At 52.8% G+C, this 15,060-nt stretch carries 18 protein-coding genes; 12 read left to right on the top strand and 6 right to left on the bottom strand.

Translation table 11 applies throughout. The annotated features are described in order from the left end of the window. The first annotated feature begins 47 nt into the window (after positions 1–47). The 8 genes from Q8W32_RS06630 to Q8W32_RS06595 all read left to right on the top strand — a co-directional run bounded on the left by Q8W32_RS06630 (position 48) and on the right by Q8W32_RS06595 (position 6,770). Complete coding sequence (locus Q8W32_RS06630; protein WP_305414210.1) at positions 48–1,634, top strand: peptide chain release factor 3; 1,587 nt, start codon at positions 48–50, stop codon at positions 1,632–1,634. A gap of 362 nt (positions 1,635–1,996) precedes the next feature. Beyond that, entirely contained in the window at positions 1,997–2,431 is a 435-nt protein-coding gene (gene rplM, locus Q8W32_RS06625) for a 50S ribosomal protein L13 (protein ID WP_303432716.1), read from the top strand. Position 2,432: 1 nt separating this feature from the next. After that, on the top strand, positions 2,433–2,825 hold the full coding sequence (rpsI, locus tag Q8W32_RS06620) for a 30S ribosomal protein S9 (protein ID WP_303432715.1): 393 nt from the start codon (positions 2,433–2,435) through the stop codon (positions 2,823–2,825). 224 nt (positions 2,826–3,049) lie between these two features. Then, positions 3,050–3,646 (top strand): ubiquinol-cytochrome c reductase iron-sulfur subunit, encoded by a 597-nt coding sequence (gene petA, locus Q8W32_RS06615; RefSeq protein WP_303432714.1) that lies wholly within the window; start codon positions 3,050–3,052, stop codon positions 3,644–3,646. Beyond that, the gene (locus tag Q8W32_RS06610) at positions 3,646–4,872 is read left to right on the top strand and encodes a cytochrome b N-terminal domain-containing protein (RefSeq protein WP_303432713.1); all 1,227 of its coding nucleotides are present in this window, start codon (positions 3,646–3,648) and stop codon (positions 4,870–4,872) included. The genes petA and Q8W32_RS06610 overlap by 1 nt, the downstream gene beginning before the upstream one ends. Further along, complete coding sequence (locus Q8W32_RS06605) at positions 4,872–5,630, top strand: cytochrome c1 (RefSeq protein ID WP_303432712.1); 759 nt, start codon at positions 4,872–4,874, stop codon at positions 5,628–5,630. The genes Q8W32_RS06610 and Q8W32_RS06605 overlap by 1 nt, the downstream gene beginning before the upstream one ends. Positions 5,631–5,721: 91 nt before the next feature. Beyond that, positions 5,722–6,348 carry a stringent starvation protein SspA gene (sspA, locus tag Q8W32_RS06600; RefSeq protein WP_303432711.1) on the top strand — a complete coding sequence of 209 codons (627 nt, stop codon included), beginning with the start codon at positions 5,722–5,724 and terminating at the stop codon, positions 6,346–6,348. 8 nt (positions 6,349–6,356) lie between these two features. Then, positions 6,357–6,770: a ClpXP protease specificity-enhancing factor gene (locus Q8W32_RS06595; RefSeq protein WP_303432740.1), complete on the top strand. Its 414-nt coding sequence runs from the start codon at positions 6,357–6,359 to the stop codon at positions 6,768–6,770. 108 nt (positions 6,771–6,878) lie between these two features. Here Q8W32_RS06595 and map read toward each other — a convergent pair whose 3' ends face one another. The 6 genes from map to gatC all read right to left on the bottom strand — a co-directional run bounded on the left by map (position 6,879) and on the right by gatC (position 11,852). Further along, on the bottom strand, positions 6,879–7,655 hold the full coding sequence (gene map / locus Q8W32_RS06590; protein WP_305414301.1) for a type I methionyl aminopeptidase: 777 nt from the start codon (positions 7,653–7,655) through the stop codon (positions 6,879–6,881). Between the two features lie 8 nt (positions 7,656–7,663). Continuing rightward, a complete protein-coding gene (locus Q8W32_RS06585) occupies positions 7,664–7,906 on the bottom strand; it encodes a ParD-like family protein (protein ID WP_303432710.1) in 243 nt (80 codons plus the stop codon). A gap of 70 nt (positions 7,907–7,976) precedes the next feature. Then, positions 7,977–8,342 (bottom strand): hypothetical protein, encoded by a 366-nt coding sequence (locus Q8W32_RS16590; protein ID WP_370693673.1) that lies wholly within the window; start codon positions 8,340–8,342, stop codon positions 7,977–7,979. 172 nt (positions 8,343–8,514) lie between these two features. Further along, on the bottom strand, positions 8,515–9,990 hold the full coding sequence (gatB, locus tag Q8W32_RS06575) for an Asp-tRNA(Asn)/Glu-tRNA(Gln) amidotransferase subunit GatB (RefSeq protein ID WP_303432709.1): 1,476 nt from the start codon (positions 9,988–9,990) through the stop codon (positions 8,515–8,517). An 11-nt stretch (positions 9,991–10,001) separates the two neighbouring features. After that, positions 10,002–11,456 carry an Asp-tRNA(Asn)/Glu-tRNA(Gln) amidotransferase subunit GatA gene (gene gatA, locus Q8W32_RS06570; protein WP_305414205.1) on the bottom strand — a complete coding sequence of 485 codons (1,455 nt, stop codon included), beginning with the start codon at positions 11,454–11,456 and terminating at the stop codon, positions 10,002–10,004. A gap of 108 nt (positions 11,457–11,564) precedes the next feature. Next, the gene (gatC, locus tag Q8W32_RS06565) at positions 11,565–11,852 is read right to left on the bottom strand and encodes an Asp-tRNA(Asn)/Glu-tRNA(Gln) amidotransferase subunit GatC (protein ID WP_303432706.1); all 288 of its coding nucleotides are present in this window, start codon (positions 11,850–11,852) and stop codon (positions 11,565–11,567) included. A 127-nt stretch (positions 11,853–11,979) separates the two neighbouring features. On the opposite strand from gatC, the gene Q8W32_RS06560 reads away from it, so the two are divergent. The 4 genes from Q8W32_RS06560 (at position 11,980) to Q8W32_RS06545 (ending at position 15,024) form a co-directional block, all read left to right on the top strand. After that, positions 11,980–13,017: a rod shape-determining protein gene (locus Q8W32_RS06560; RefSeq protein ID WP_303432705.1), complete on the top strand. Its 1,038-nt coding sequence runs from the start codon at positions 11,980–11,982 to the stop codon at positions 13,015–13,017. Positions 13,018–13,115: 98 nt separating this feature from the next. Then, the gene (mreC, locus tag Q8W32_RS06555; protein WP_368501373.1) at positions 13,116–13,979 is read left to right on the top strand and encodes a rod shape-determining protein MreC; all 864 of its coding nucleotides are present in this window, start codon (positions 13,116–13,118) and stop codon (positions 13,977–13,979) included. Beyond that, on the top strand, positions 13,976–14,455 hold the full coding sequence (gene mreD / locus Q8W32_RS06550; RefSeq protein WP_303432704.1) for a rod shape-determining protein MreD: 480 nt from the start codon (positions 13,976–13,978) through the stop codon (positions 14,453–14,455). The genes mreC and mreD overlap by 4 nt, the downstream gene beginning before the upstream one ends. Beyond that, entirely contained in the window at positions 14,452–15,024 is a 573-nt protein-coding gene (locus tag Q8W32_RS06545) for a nucleoside triphosphate pyrophosphatase (protein ID WP_305414204.1), read from the top strand. Before mreD ends, Q8W32_RS06545 begins: the two co-directional genes overlap by 4 nt. Positions 15,025–15,060: the final 36 nt, after the last annotated feature.

Below are 15,060 nucleotides of genomic sequence, written 5' to 3'. Positions count from 1 at the left end.
TCACTAACTGTGTACACCCATGCGTACACAAAACTGGTAAAAATATAGTGTCATATGAATTTCTTCAACAAGTTCAACAGCGTAGAACTTTTGGCATCATCTCCCACCCGGATGCGGGTAAAACCACGATTACTGAAAAGCTGTTGCTGTTCGGAAACGCCATTCAGTTGGCCGGTACTGTAAAAGGCAAAAAGACGGGCCGTATGGCCACATCGGACTGGATGCAGATGGAGCAAGACCGGGGCATCTCGATCACCACGTCGGTGATGCAGTTTCCTTATCGGGACTGCATGGTCAACCTGCTGGATACTCCAGGGCACGAAGATTTCTCGGAAGATACCTACCGTACCCTGACCGCCGTGGATTCAGTCTTAATGGTGATCGACGGCGCGAAAGGTGTTGAGGATCGGACCATCAAGCTGATGGAAGTATGCCGTTTGCGGGATACCCCGATTTTTACCTTTATCAATAAAATGGATCGCGAAGTTCGCGATCACATTGAAGTGCTGGACGAAATCGAAACCATTCTGAAGATCAAGTGTGCCCCCGTTACCTGGCCAATCGGCATGGGTAAGGCGTTCAAGGGGGTGTACAACCTGGTCACCGATACCATTCATGTGTTCCAGCCAGGGCAAGCGAGCATTGTCCCGGATGATACCCGGATTCAGGGGATTGAGTCGGCTGAAGCGCTGGCCTTGTTGGGTGAAGAACTGGTAACGGAGCTGATTGATGAAATCGAGCTGGTGCGGGGTGCCAGTTATGAATTTGATCTGGATGAATACCGCGAAGGCAAAATGACACCGGTGTTTTTTGGTACGGCGCTGTCAAACTTCGGCGTGCGGGAAATGCTCAACTATTTTGTTGAGTGGGCACCGGCCCCGATTGCACGGGAAACCAACGAGCGCACTGTCGAGCCAACAGAAGAAGCCTTTTCCGGCTTTATTTTCAAAATCCAGGCGAATATGGACCCGAAACACCGTGACCGCATTGCTTTTATGCGAGTGTGCTCCGGGACTTACAGCAAAGGCATGAAGATGCGCCATACCCGCATCGGCAAGGACATCAAGGTCGCGGATGCGGTCACCTTCCTGGCCGGGGACCGCAGCCAGGTCGAAGAGGCTATTTCTGGCGATATTATCGGTCTGCACAATCATGGCACCATCCAGATTGGTGATACCTTTACGCAAGGCCATGACATGCGGTTTACCGGTATCCCGCATTTTGCTCCGGAGTTGTTCAAGCGCGTACGACTGAAAGACCCTCTGAAGATGAAGCAGCTGCAAAAAGGCCTGCAGCAGTTATCAGAAGAAGGGGCGACCCAGCTGTTTATGCCAATCAACAACAATGACCTGATTCTGGGGGCTGTCGGGGTGCTGCAGTTTGATGTTGTACAGCAGCGCTTGCGGGACGAATACAAGGTTGAATGTATTTACGAGCCGGTCAGTGTGAATACCGCCCGCTGGGTGTACTGCAACGACAGTAAGATGCTGGAAGACTTTAAACGCAAGGCTGTCGATAATCTGGCTATTGATGGTGGCGGCTATCTGACGTATATCGCTCCGACACGGGTGAACCTAAGTCTTATTCAGGATCGCTGGCCCGATGTTGAATTCCGCTCAACCCGTGAGCATTAATTCATTGTGCGCAGGGATGCCCTCTGTAACCGCCCATGTTCTCCGTCGCCGCTCATAACGGCACGGAGTCGGTTCTTGGGCGATGGATAGACAAGGCCATGCCGGTCTTGTATGGACGAAGCCAATCTGTGCTGTGGACAATAGAAATCCGTAGATAATCCATTTTTAAGTGGACTATTTTCTGCACCAAAGATACAATCCGCGCCCCTTTATGAAAAGACGGCTCATTCTGGCACTCGTGTCGTGACGGCTGATCCGCGATTGACTGTGTTAAAAATACACAGGTGGTTGCGTGGGTAATAACCGTCCTGTAGAATGCCGCCCTCTTTTCTGATCAACATGCCCTTGAAGGCGAGAATTTGATGAAAACTTACAGCGCAAAACCCGAAGCCGTAAAACGTGAATGGTTTGTTGTTGATGCAGCTGATCAGACGCTGGGTCGCCTGGCCACCGAGGTTGCTCGCCGTTTGAGAGGCAAGCACAAGCCAGAATACACACCACACGTTGATACCGGCGATTATATCGTCGTGATCAATGCTGAAAAAGTAAAAGTCACTGGTAAAAAAACCAGCGATAAAATGTATTACCGCCACACCGGTTATCCTGGTGGTCTGAAATCGATCTCTTTTGAAAAGCTGATCGACTACAAGCCTCAGGACGTAATCGAACTGGCAGTTAAAGGCATGCTGCCCAAGAATCCTCTTGGACGCGCCATGTTCAAGAAAATGAAAGTTTACGCAGGTAGCGAGCATCCACACACCGCTCAGCAGCCTCAAGAACTGAAGCTGGGAGAATAATATGGCCGTAACTCAATACTACGGTACCGGTCGTCGCAAGACGTCTACTGCTCGCGTTTTCTTGCGTCCAGGTACTGGCTCTATCGTAATCAACAAGCGCACACTGGAAGAATACTTCGGTCGTGAAACTGCTCGTATGGTTGTCCGTCAGCCTCTGGAATTGACTGAAAGTCTGGAGAAGTTTGACATTGTCGTGAATGTTAATGGCGGTGGTGGTAATGGTCAGGCGGGTGCTATCCGTCACGGCATTACTCGTGCCCTGATGCAATACGACGAAACGCTACGTCCATCACTTCGTGCCGCGGGTTACGTTACTCGTGATGCTCGTGAGGTTGAACGTAAGAAAGTCGGCCTGCGTAAAGCACGTAAGAAGCCGCAGTTCTCCAAACGTTAAGCGATTTATTGCTTACAAAAAAAAGCGTCCCTTGGCTTATGTCAATGGACGCTTTTTTTGTTTTTATATCCCTACAGTGGGTATGTCTTCCCGGTTGTTTCAAATCCTCAATTTCTTTACTATGTGCGCCGCTCTGCATTCTACGCCGGGTCTGCCGACCGTAGTCCCTCTCAGGCAAACGACCTCGCGGCAGAAAAGAATTTTAATGATGGGAGAAGATGGTAATGAGTCAAGACGGCGTTAATAAAGGTCGGCGCACCCTGCTGGTGGGCGTGACTTCTGCTGTCGGCGCGGTTGGTGCTGGCTTCGTCGCTGTACCCTTCGTCAAATCTTGGGTTCCAAGTGAAAAGGCGAAAGCGGCAGGCGCTCCGGCCAAGATCGATGTCAGCAAGATCGAACCAGGTTCGATGCTGACAGCCGAATGGCGTGGTAAGCCGGTATACGTTGTGCGTCGTACAGACGACATGCTGGAAAATCTTCCAGAGCACAATGACCGACTGAAAGATCCGGATAACAGCAACAAGGCTCAGCAACCAGCCTACGCTGATAACATCAATCGCTCACGCAAACCGGAAGTACTGGTTGTGCTGGGTGTTTGTACCCACTTGGGGTGTGCTCCCAAGTACTTTGGCGAAGTTCAACCCCAACAGTTTGATGCAAACTGGCCTGGCGGTTGGTTCTGCCCATGTCACGGTTCTCGTTTTGATCTGTCTGGTCGTGTTTTTCAGGGATCTCCGGCTGCGTCCAACCTGGAAATTCCACCGCACAGCTATGAAAGTGCCAATGTGGTTGTAGTCGGTGTGGATGAGGAGAACGCCTGATGAGTAACAAGCAAAACACCCTGATGGGTTGGGTTGATGACCGCTTGCCGGTTACCAGCACCTATGAAAAGCATATGTCGAAGTACTATGCTCCGAAGAACTTCAACTTCTGGTATTTCTTCGGCGTACTGTCGATGCTGATGCTGGTTAACCAGATTCTGACCGGTGTCTGGCTGACCATGAACTTCACCCCAAGTGCCGATGCCGCATTCGCCTCGGTTGAATACATCATGCGTGATGTCGAGTGGGGTTGGCTGATTCGTTATATGCATTCGACCGGTGCAACTTTCTTCTTTATCGCGGTGTATCTGCATATGATGCGGGCGATTCTGTATGGTTCCTACCAGAAACCACGTGAATTGATCTGGATCTTCGGTATGGCCATCTATCTGGCTCTGATGGCAGAAGCCTTTATGGGTTATGTACTGCCATGGGGACAAATGTCTTACTGGGGTGCTCAGGTCATTATCTCGCTGTTCTCTGTTCTGCCTTACGGTAACGAACTGACTGAATGGATTCGTGGTGACTTCCTGATCTCTGGTGCAACGCTGAACCGTTTCTTTGCCTTGCACGTAGTGGCTGTGCCACTGGTGATTGTTGGTCTGGTGGTGATGCACTTGCTGGCCCTGCACGAAGTGGGTTCCAACAACCCTGACGGCATCGATATCAAAAAACTGAAAGACGAAAACGGGGTTCCTCTGGATGGCGTGCCATTCCACCCTTATTACTCAGTACACGACCTGGTCGGTATTGTGGTCTTCCTGATGGTGTTCTGTACGGTCATGTTCTTCTTCCCGGAAGGCGGCGGTTTCATGTTGGAGTATGCCAACTTTGAACCGGCTAACGGTCTGAAAACACCGGAGCATATTGCTCCTGTCTGGTACTTTGGTGCCTTCTACGCGATTTTGCGTGCTGTACCCGACAAGCTGCTGGGTGTTGCCGCGATGGGTGCTGCCATTGCAGTACTGTTTGTACTGCCGTGGCTGGATCGCAGTCCTGTGCGCAGCTGGCGCTATAAAGGCTGGATGAGCAGAACCTTTATTCTGGTGTTTGCCGTCGCCTTTATTCTGTTGACCTGGCTGGGTACTCAACCAACCAATGAACTGAATACCTTCCTGGCTCGTGCTTCATCGTTTATCTACTTCGGTTTCTTCTTGTTGATGCCTTTCTATACTCGTATGGAAAAAACCAAACCAGTGCCAGAACGCGTAACAGGAGGCCACTAATGAAAACGTTATTTGCATTAATTGCTGCACTGCTTCCTGCAGTTGCAATGGCGTCCAGTGAAGGTGTGCATCTGGACAAGCACCTGACCGATCTGACGGACAAGGCATCACTTCAACGTGGTGCCCAGACCTTCATGAACTACTGCATGGGTTGTCACTCGATGGAACATGCCCGGTTTAACCGCATAGCCAGTGACCTGGATATTCCAGAAGAGCTGATGATGGAAAACCTGGTATTTGATACCGACAAGAAATTCGGTGCGCTGGCGACTATCGCCATGCGTACGGAAGATTCCAAAGTCTGGTTTGGTGCAGCGCCACCGGATCTGACTCTGGTCGCTCGGGTACGTCGTCCAGATTGGCTGTATACCTACTTACGCAGCTTTTATGTCGACCCAAGCCGTCCATGGGGTGTGAATAACACGGTCTTCAAAGATGTGGGTATGCCTCATGTGCTGGCTGATCTGCAAGGTCTCCAGCACAAAGGTACTGCTCCGGTTGCTGTGGGTTATGACACATTGACGGGTCAGGAAATCACCGAAGAGCACGAAGATGTGTTATATCTGGCAGAGCCAGGCACTCTGAGTGTTGCTGAGTATGATGATCTGATCTTTGATCTGGTGAACTTCATGACTTACTCCGCTGAGCCGATTGCGGTTGAGCGTGAAAGACTGGGTTGGTGGGTACTGTTGTTCCTGGCAATCTTCTTTGTACCTGTGTACATGTTGAACAAGGAATACTGGCGCGACGTGCATTAATCGCCCGGTATTTTGACGCTAGCCTGGCCGTTTATGCGGCCGGGCTATCTTTGTTTTTAGGTAATTGAATTTTTTAGCGAGTGAGGAAATTATGGGGGTTGTAGCGAAACGCTCTACCATGACGTTTTATTCCGATGCCAAGGATCATTTCAGCCATCGTGTACGTATCGTACTGGCTGAAAAAGGTGTCGCCGTCGAAATTATGGATGTGGACCCGGACAACCTGCCCGAAGATCTGACATCCCTGAATCCTTACAACACCCTGCCAACTCTGGTGGATCGGGAGCTGACTCTCTACGAAGACCCGAACATCATGATGGAATACCTCGACGAGCGTTTTCCTCATCCTCCACTGTTGCCTGTTTACCCCGTCGCACGTGCAGAAAGCCGGTTGTGGATCAAACGCATCGAGAAAGATTGGTGTGGCCTGGTCGGCACGATCCTGGCTGGAGGCGATGGCGTTGAAGAAGCGCGCAAGGCATTGACCGAAAGCCTGGTCAGCACGGCCCCCATTTTTGCCGAAATGTCATATTTCATGAGTGACGACTTCTCCATTGTGGATTGCTGCGTTGCCCCTATCCTGTGGCGTTTGCCGGTGTTGGGCATAGAACTGCCAGAGCGTCAGTGCAAGCCACTGCTGCAATACATGGAACGCCTGTTCGATCGTGAATCGTTCCAGGCCAGCCTGACCGAAGCCGAACGGGAAATGCACGAATAATGGAAACAATGACCCCAAGCCGACCTTACCTGGTACGCGCCCTGAACGAGTGGATCCTCGATAATCAGTGCACACCCTATGTATTGGTAGATGCCTCACTGGCTGGGGTTCAGGTGCCTCAGGATTATGTGAATAAAGGCCAAATCGTACTGAATATCAGTATGACGGCAGTTCAGAACCTGTTGATCGATGATCAGGGATTGTCCTTTAATGCCCGCTTTGGCGGTGTACCCATGTCGGTATACGTGCCCACCGTGGCCATTCTGGCGATATACGCCAAGGAAAACGGTCAAGGTATGGTATTTGGTTCAGAAGCGGGTGCTCCTGATCCGAATAATCCACCAGAGCCGCCCAAACCGAAGCAAGTCGAGCCAGAGAAAAAAGCCGGTGCTGGCCGTCCTTCGCTAAAAGTAGTGAAGTGACCTGACGCGTGTTCGAGATGCTTGAAGTGAAACATCGGATGCATAAAAAAACCGCCTTCGGGCGGTTTTTTTATGGGTGGCTGATGATAGGGCCAGCGGGTATTCCAGCTATTCTGTGGTATGAAGTGTTTTTTCTTCTTCCCTCAGCGTCAGTACTTCGTAACCATCGGCAGTCACGGCAATGGTATGCTCCCACTGGGCCGACAGCTTCTTGTCGCGGGTAATTACCGTCCAGCCGTCTTTCATATGCTTCAGTTTATGACTACCCTGATTGATCATCGGCTCAATGGTGAAGGCCATCCCGGCGGCCAGCGCCATTCCCATGCCGGGCTTGCCATAATGTGTGACCTGAGGCTCTTCGTGCATCTCGCGGCCAATGCCGTGACCACAATATTCCCGCACCACACTGTAACCGGCTTTTTCAGCCACTTGCTGAACCGCATGGCCAATATCGCCTAGCGTCACCCCGGGTTTTACGGTTCGAATACCGGCCCACATTGCTTCGTAAGTTGTCTCAACCAGACGACGCGCCATTGGCGTAATCTTGCCAATGCAATACATCTTGCTGGAGTCAGCGATAAAGCCATTTTTCTCCAGTGTAATATCGCAGTTGATGATATCGCCGTTACGTAAAATCTGGCTGGCCTTCGGTACCCCGTGGCACACCACATGATTGATCGACGTATTCAGGCAGTAGGGGAAATCATATTGCCCCCGGCTGGCTGGACGAGCGTTCAACTCGTTCTCAATAAAGGACTCGACCTTCAGATTGATATCCATGGTGCTGATGCCAGCCACCACAAAGGTATCCAGCATTGCAAACACCTGTGCCAGCAAGTGGCCGGACTCACGCATCAGCCCGATTTCTGCCGGGGTTTTTACCATGGCGTTCATTAGCAGGCCTCTTGCTGACGCTGGATGTCGGCCTTGCATTCAGATTTCAGAGTCGCCAACGGCAACTCATTTGTGGTCAATAACTTGCGGGTTAACTGGGCGTAAGTGAGATCGGGGTAAAATTCCGCCAGCATCCCTATCTTGATCCAGTACTCCGCCTGCGAATTGATCGACCGCGCCATCACAGCACTGGTCTCACGGATTTCCTCGTGCAGTTCTTCCGATATTTTAACGATACCCATAACGTTGACATCCTCCTGGCCGAAAATTGAGATCAGCCTCTGACACTACAAAACATATACGAATTGTATATCAATTGGATGGTCTGGATTGTTCGGATTTGAAAGACAGTGCGTTGTGGGTGAAGCCGAAACCGGGACCATGTAACGTGAAATACTCTGGTGGCTGCGATGGTTTGAAGGTTGAGGCCGTGTAGTGGCCAACTGATTCCGGACACGGTTCTAAGTTTTTCTTCTGCTGCGAGAGGGCTGATACCATCATTCGTCCAGACCCGTCGGTAGCCCTTCCAGTGCCGTAATCCCGGGATACGTCCATGGTTGTTTGGTAAGCTTCGGTGACGTTGCCGAGTTCTGTGGCCAGGGTAAGCAAGCCGACTTTGTGTCGAATGATTTGTTCGTTACGATGGATCATGCGAGTTACCTTGTTGGTGTCGATCAAAGGTTTGGTCGCCTTTAATCTCAACCGGCAACTCGCTCCTTTTTAATGAGCACTGCCAGATGGGGTCTGAATTGATTCACTTAATTTGTTGATATTCTTTCTGATATCTAAGGTTGCTCTGTTATTCAAACAGCCCAGACGTCCGTATCCGAACGTCTGGTGCACCAAAACGTTACCCCAACTCTTCCAGCTTTTTCTTCAGTACTTCCATCACCACTTGCGGGTTGACCCCCTTGGCAGCTTTACGGGTCAGGCCAATAAAGGGTCCCATGGCCTTGCCACGTTTTTCCACCGGGGTATTGAGGTAGCCTTCCACCAGTTTCGGGTTGTTGGCCAGTACATCGGCAACGATGGCTTCAATGGCACCGGTATCGGACACCTGTTTCAGGCCCATGGAGTCAACCAGCGCGTCGACTTTTTCCACTGTGCTGTCGGCTTTGCCTGCTTCTCCGAGTGCCACCAGTGCGTTGAATACTTCTTTGGCGCCGCCGTTGTTGAGGGTGTTGTCCTTGATCAGTTGCAGGATACGGCCCAGTTGCTCGGCGTTGACAGGCAGTTCGCTGATGTCGATTTCCAGCCGGTTGAGGGTGGCGGAGACATCACCTTGCACCCAGTTGGCGGCGAGTTGGTAGTCGTTGGCTGCTTGTGCTGCGATTTCAAAATAATCGGCCAGTGTACGACTGGAAGCCAGAACCGCTGCGTCGTTGGCTGACAGCTGGTGGCTTTCGATAAAACGCTTGCGCTTGGCGTCGGGCAGTTCGGGCAGAGTGCTGCGTACGGCTTCGATGTAGTCATCATCAATAATGATGGGTAACAGGTCGGGGCAGGGGAAGTAGCGGTAGTCATTTTCCACTTCCTTGGAGCGCATGGAGCGGGTTTCGTTTTTGTCGGCGTCGTAGAGGCGGGTTTCCTGAGTGATGGTACCGCCGTCTTCCAATACGTCCATCTGACGTTCGATTTCGACATCGATCGCCCGTTCGACGTTACGGAAGGAGTTGACGTTTTTGATTTCGGTACGGGTGCCAAATTCCTGTTGGCCCTTGGGGCGCAAGGAAACGTTACAGTCGCAGCGCATGGAGCCCTGGGACAAATCGCCATCGCAAATGCCCAGATATGTGACGATGCTGTGCATTTTGCGGAAGTAGGCCGATGCTTCTTTGGCGCTGCGTAATTCCGGTTCGGAGACGATTTCGACCAGCGGTGTTCCTGCCCGGTTGAGGTCGATGCCGGACATGCCGCCAAAACCTTCGTGCACGGATTTACCGGCGTCTTCTTCAAGGTGGGCGCGGGTGACGTTAATGCGTTTGCTGCTGCCGTTGTCGAGTTCGATATCAATATGACCCATGCCGACGATGGGGTGGTGCAGCTGGGTAGTCTGATACCCCTTGGGTGAATCCGGGTAAAAGTAGTTCTTGCGGTCGAAGACCGAGCGTTTGCCAATTTCGGCGTCGATGGCAAGGCCAAACTTCACCGCCATGCGCAGGGCTTCTTCGTTGAATACGGGCAAAACACCGGGTAATCCGAGGTCAACTGCGCAAGCCTGGGTATTGGCGTCGGCACCGTAAGCGGTGGAGGCACCGGAGAAAATCTTTGATTTGGTGGCCAGCTGAGCGTGAATCTCAAGGCCGATAACAACTTCCCATTCCATAATCAGGCTCCTTATACCAGATCCGCTGGCGTTTGCTGATGCCAGTCGGTGACTTGTTGGAATTGATGGCCAAGGTTGAGCAGGCGGCTTTCATCAAAGTAGTTGCCAATCAGCTGCAGGCCGACGGGCAGGTTGTCGACCTGGCCACAAGGAATCGACATGGCTGGCAAACCGGCCAGGTTGATGGCAATGGTGAAAATATCTTCCAGGTACATGGCCACCGGGTCGCTGGTTTTTTCACCGGCCTTGAACGCCGGGCTGGGGGTGGTCGGGCTCATGATGACATCGACCTGTTTGAAGGCTTCGACAAAGTCATTTTTGATCAGGCGGCGTACCTGCTGGGCTTTTTTGTAATAAGCATCGTAGAAACCGGCCGACAGTGCGTAGGTACCCACCATGATGCGGCGTTTGACTTCTTCACCAAAGCCTTCGCCCCGAGACCGCTTGAACAGATCATTGACGTCCTGTGGGTCATCACAGCGATGGCCAAAGCGTACACCGTCCATGCGAGACAGGTTGGCGGAGCACTCAGAGGGTGCAATCACGTAGTACACCGGAATCGCCAAATGTGTGTTGGGGAGACTGATTTCTTTGACCGTAGCACCCAGTTTTTCGTATTCGGCAATGGCGTTACGGACTTGCTGTTGCATGTCGCTGCTGAGGTCATCGCGGAAATATTCTTTGGGTAAACCAATGGTCAGACCGGCAATGCTGTCGTTCAGGTTGGCGGTGTAGTCCGGTACATCCTGCTGCATCGAGGTGGAATCTTTGGGGTCGAATCCGGCCATCACATTGAGCATCATGGCGGAATCTTCTGCGGTGCGGGTAATGGTGCCGCCCTGGTCGAGGCTGGAGGCAAAGGCAATCATGCCCCAGCGGGAAACCCGGCCATAGGTTGGCTTGATCCCGGTGACGCCACAAAACGCAGCAGGTTGGCGAATCGAACCGCCGGTATCGGTGGCCGTGGCGCCGGGCACCAGACGCGCCGCAACCGCGGCTGCAGAACCACCGGAAGAACCACCGGGAACGTGATCCAGCTGCCAGGGATTGTGCACTGCGCCGTAGAAGGAGCTTTCGTTGGATGACCCCATGGCAAACTCATCCATATTGAGTTTGCCCAGGCTGACGGCACCGGCGTTGTTGAAGTTGGCGACCACGGTGGCATCGTAAGGAGCGACAAAGTTGCTGAGCATTCTGGAGCCGCAGCTGGTCAGTACGCCGTTGGTACAAAAAATATCCTTGTGGGCCATGGGAACGCCTGTCCAGGGGGTAGCGTTGCCCGCTGCCCGCATGGCATCGGCGGCGGCGGCCTGTGCCAGTGCTTGTTCGGCTGTCACGGTAATAAAGCTGTTGTAGTTATGATCCAGTTGTTGGATGCGATCCAGGTACGACTGGGTCACTTCAACGCTGGAATATTCGCCCGCGGCCAGGTCGCGGGCTATCTGGGCGATGGTTTTGTTGTGCATGGGGTCTCTGTCCTGTGAAGCTGATCCCGAATTCGGAAGGTGCCTGAAATAATCCGGCAAGCTGAAACGGCCGGACGGGATGATCTGCTGTGTTTATGCGACCACGGTTTATTCTACGACGCGAGGGACGAGGTAGTGTCCGCGTTCCGTTGCCGGAGCAATTTGCTGGAAGTGCTCCCGCTGGTTGCTTTCGGTGACCTGATCAGCACGTAAACGCTGCACGGCATCGAGAGGGTGAGCCATGGGCGCAACATCGCTGGTGTCGACCGCGGATAGCTGATCCACCAGCTCCAGTATGTTGCTGAGGTTGTTCTGGTATGCGGCAATTTGGGCGTCATCGATTTGCAGACGGCACAATTCGGCAATATTGCGCACCTGATCTTGTTCCAGAGCCATACAGCTTCTCCAGTATCTCTGTCTGTGAAAGCGCTCGAGACTAGCACAAATGCGCCTTGCTCTAAATCCCTGCCATTGCTAGAGTTAGCGCACTTTTTTATGCCAGATGCAAACAGGAAACGGCGGGATGTTCAAAGCTCTTAGAGGCATGTTCTCCAGCGATCTGTCGATCGACCTGGGAACCGCAAATACCCTAATTTACATGCGCGACAAGGGTATTGTTCTTAACGAACCATCAGTCGTTGCCATTCGTCTTCAGGGACACCAGAAAAGTGTCGCTGCGGTTGGGATGGAAGCCAAGCAAATGCTTGGGCGTACTCCGGCCAATATTCAGGCCATTCGGCCGATGAAGGACGGTGTGATTGCCGACTTCGAAGTTACTGAAAAAATGCTGCAGTATTTTATCAAACGGGTGCATGAGTCCAGTTTTATGCCGCCCAGCCCACGGGTTGTGGTGTGTGTGCCGTATCAGGCCACCAAGGTTGAGCGTCGGGCGATTCGCGAATCGGTACTGAATGCCGGTGCCAGCAAGGCTTATCTGATACATGAGCCGATGGCCGCTGCGATCGGTGCCGGTTTGCCCGTCGATGAGGCTCGTGGTTCGATGGTGGTTGATGTCGGTGGTGGTACAACTGAAATTGCCATTATTTCACTGAGTGGCGTGGTCTACGCTGAATCCGTGAAAATAGGCGGCGACCGCTTTGATGAATCGATCGTGGCTTACGTGCGTCGTCACTATGGCAGCCTGATCGGTGAAGCAACCGCCGAACGAATCAAGGAAGAAATCGGCACGGCTTACCCCGGCGCTGAAATTCGCGAAATTGATGTGCGGGGCCGAAACCTGGCCGAAGGGATTCCACGCAGCTTTACGCTGAATTCCAACGAGATTCTGGAAGCCCTGCAAGAATCACTGGCCGCGATTGTCCAGGCGGTCAAAAGTGCATTGGAACAGGCTCCTCCTGAGCTGGCTTCTGACGTGGCCGAACGCGGCATGGTGCTGACCGGTGGTGGTGCCCTGTTGCGCGATCTGGATAAACTGCTGAGCGAAGAAACCGGCCTGCCGGTGCTGGTTGCCGATGATCCGCTGACCTGTGTGGCGCGAGGGGGCGGTCGTTTCCTTGAAACCGCATCGGAACAAGCGCTGGATATACTGTCTCAGGAATAATTCAGGTTAATGGATGACATTGCCGCCTGTTTGGGCGGCGGTGTCGTTTGTCCTTTTTATTACTTTGGCAGCTTGCCTAGTCGTTCGGGAGTCGGGTTATCAGACTGCAATTTCAGATCCCCCCGTATCAGGGCCAGCGTACTCTGCTGGTCTGCCTGATAGCGCTTGCGCTGATGTGGGCGGATCAACGCTACCCGGCGTTTCAGTCGTTGCGCAATATTGCCGGATACGTTTTGTATCCGGCACAGCAACTGGCTGTCTTGCCTTCTTCTTTAGCTAACTGGATGGATGAATCCACTACCTCTCGGCGGGATCTGCTTGATCAGAACAAGCAGTTGTCGGCCCGTAATCTGGTCCTGGAGTTAAAAGCCCAGCGGCTGGCTTCACTGGAAGCGGAAAATATTGAGCTGCGTGAGCTGCTCAGTGCTTCTGAGCAGGTCGACGACAAGGTGCTGGTAACGACGGTGATTGCGGTTGATCCCGATCCTTATACCAAGCAGATCCTGATCAACAAAGGCGGCGATGACGGTGTGTTTGTCGGTCAGCCAGTGCTGGATGCCCATGGTTTGCTGGGCCAGGTGGTGGATGTCTTGCCGCATATTTCCCATGTCATGATGATTGCTGATTCCAATCATGCCATTCCGGTACAGATCAATCGTAACGGTGTCCGGGCGATTGCCACCGGTACCGGGGCGCTGGATCGGCTGGAGCTGATTTATGTGCCGAACACGGCAGATATTCAGGAGGGCGACTTGCTGGTCAGCTCCGGGCTTGGGGGCCGTTATCCCCGTGGTTATCCCGTGGCGACGGTCGAAAAGGTCGAACATCAGGCCGGTGAATTGTTTGCCAGTGTGACGGCGCGCCCCAGTGCCCTGATGGACCGCAGTCGGTTATTGCTGCTGGTATTCAGCCAGGGGGCCGGCAAAGTACCATCGGATGAACTGTGGAGGAAAAATCGATGACCTCTGTACAGTCGTTTGTTATCGGTATGCTGTCGCTGTTTGTTGGGTTTGTCTTTGAACACTTGCCGCTGCCAGAGTTATTGATCTGGTTCCAGCCGTTATGGATTTTGGTGGTGATTACCTTGTTGGTATTCCAGTCGCCACAAACGTTCGGGTTGTGGCTGGCGATTCCTGCCGGTTTGATGATGGATGCGGAACAAGGGACATTGTTGGGAACCCATGTTTTCACGCTGTCGGTGCATATCTTTCTGGTGCAGTATTTTTTCCGGCGTATTGAAGTCTTTAACCTGTTCCAGCAAATGGCGCTGGTGCTGGTGCTGGCCTTGCTGCATCAGTTGCTGAGTTTCTGGCTGGCGCAAGTAATGCTGGACCTTCCGCATCCGGTTGAAATGTGGGGGCCGGCGTTCAGCTCGATGTTTGTCTGGCCGTGGGTGTTTGCCCTGACGCGTCTGACCCTGCGGCGGATGTCGGTATGATTATTCTGGCTTCGGCGTCACCACGTCGCCGCGAATTGTTAACCCAGATCGGGGTGCCGCATACCGTTCAGCCGGCTGATATTGATGAAACCCCCGCTGCGAATGAACATCCTGAGGATTATGTCGTCAGAATGGCACGGAGCAAGGGGCTGGTGGTGGCGTCATCACTGAGGATACCGGCCACGGTGCTGGCCGCAGATACCAGTGTGATTCTGAACGGGCAGATTCTGGGCAAACCAGAGTCGCCTGAGCACCACCGAGCAATGCTGGAACAACTGTCGGGCAATACCCAGCAAGTGCTGTCGGCCATCGCTGTTGTGACCGGAGATCGCTGTGATACCCGGCTGGTGACCACCCATGTGACCTTTCGCCAGCTGGATGAGGTACTGATCAAGCGCTATCTTGAATGTGGTGAAGGGAAAGACAAGGCGGGCGGCTACGGTATTCAGGGGAAAGGGGCTGTCTTGGTTGCAGATATTCATGGCAGCTACAGTAATGTGGTTGGCTTGCCGCTGGCAGAAACAGCCGTCTTGCTCGAACAACATGGCATTTCATATTGGCAGACATGATGGGGGCGTCCTGTCCCCTGGAGTGACTGTCCTGCA

The sequence above is a fragment of the Oceanobacter sp. 3_MG-2023 genome (assembly GCF_030688925.1).
In the GTDB taxonomy this organism is placed as follows: Bacteria; Pseudomonadota; Gammaproteobacteria; order Pseudomonadales; family Oceanobacteraceae; genus Oceanobacter.
The sequence above is the reverse complement of the archived record's forward strand: the minus strand, read 5'-3'. Positions and strand labels throughout refer to the sequence as shown.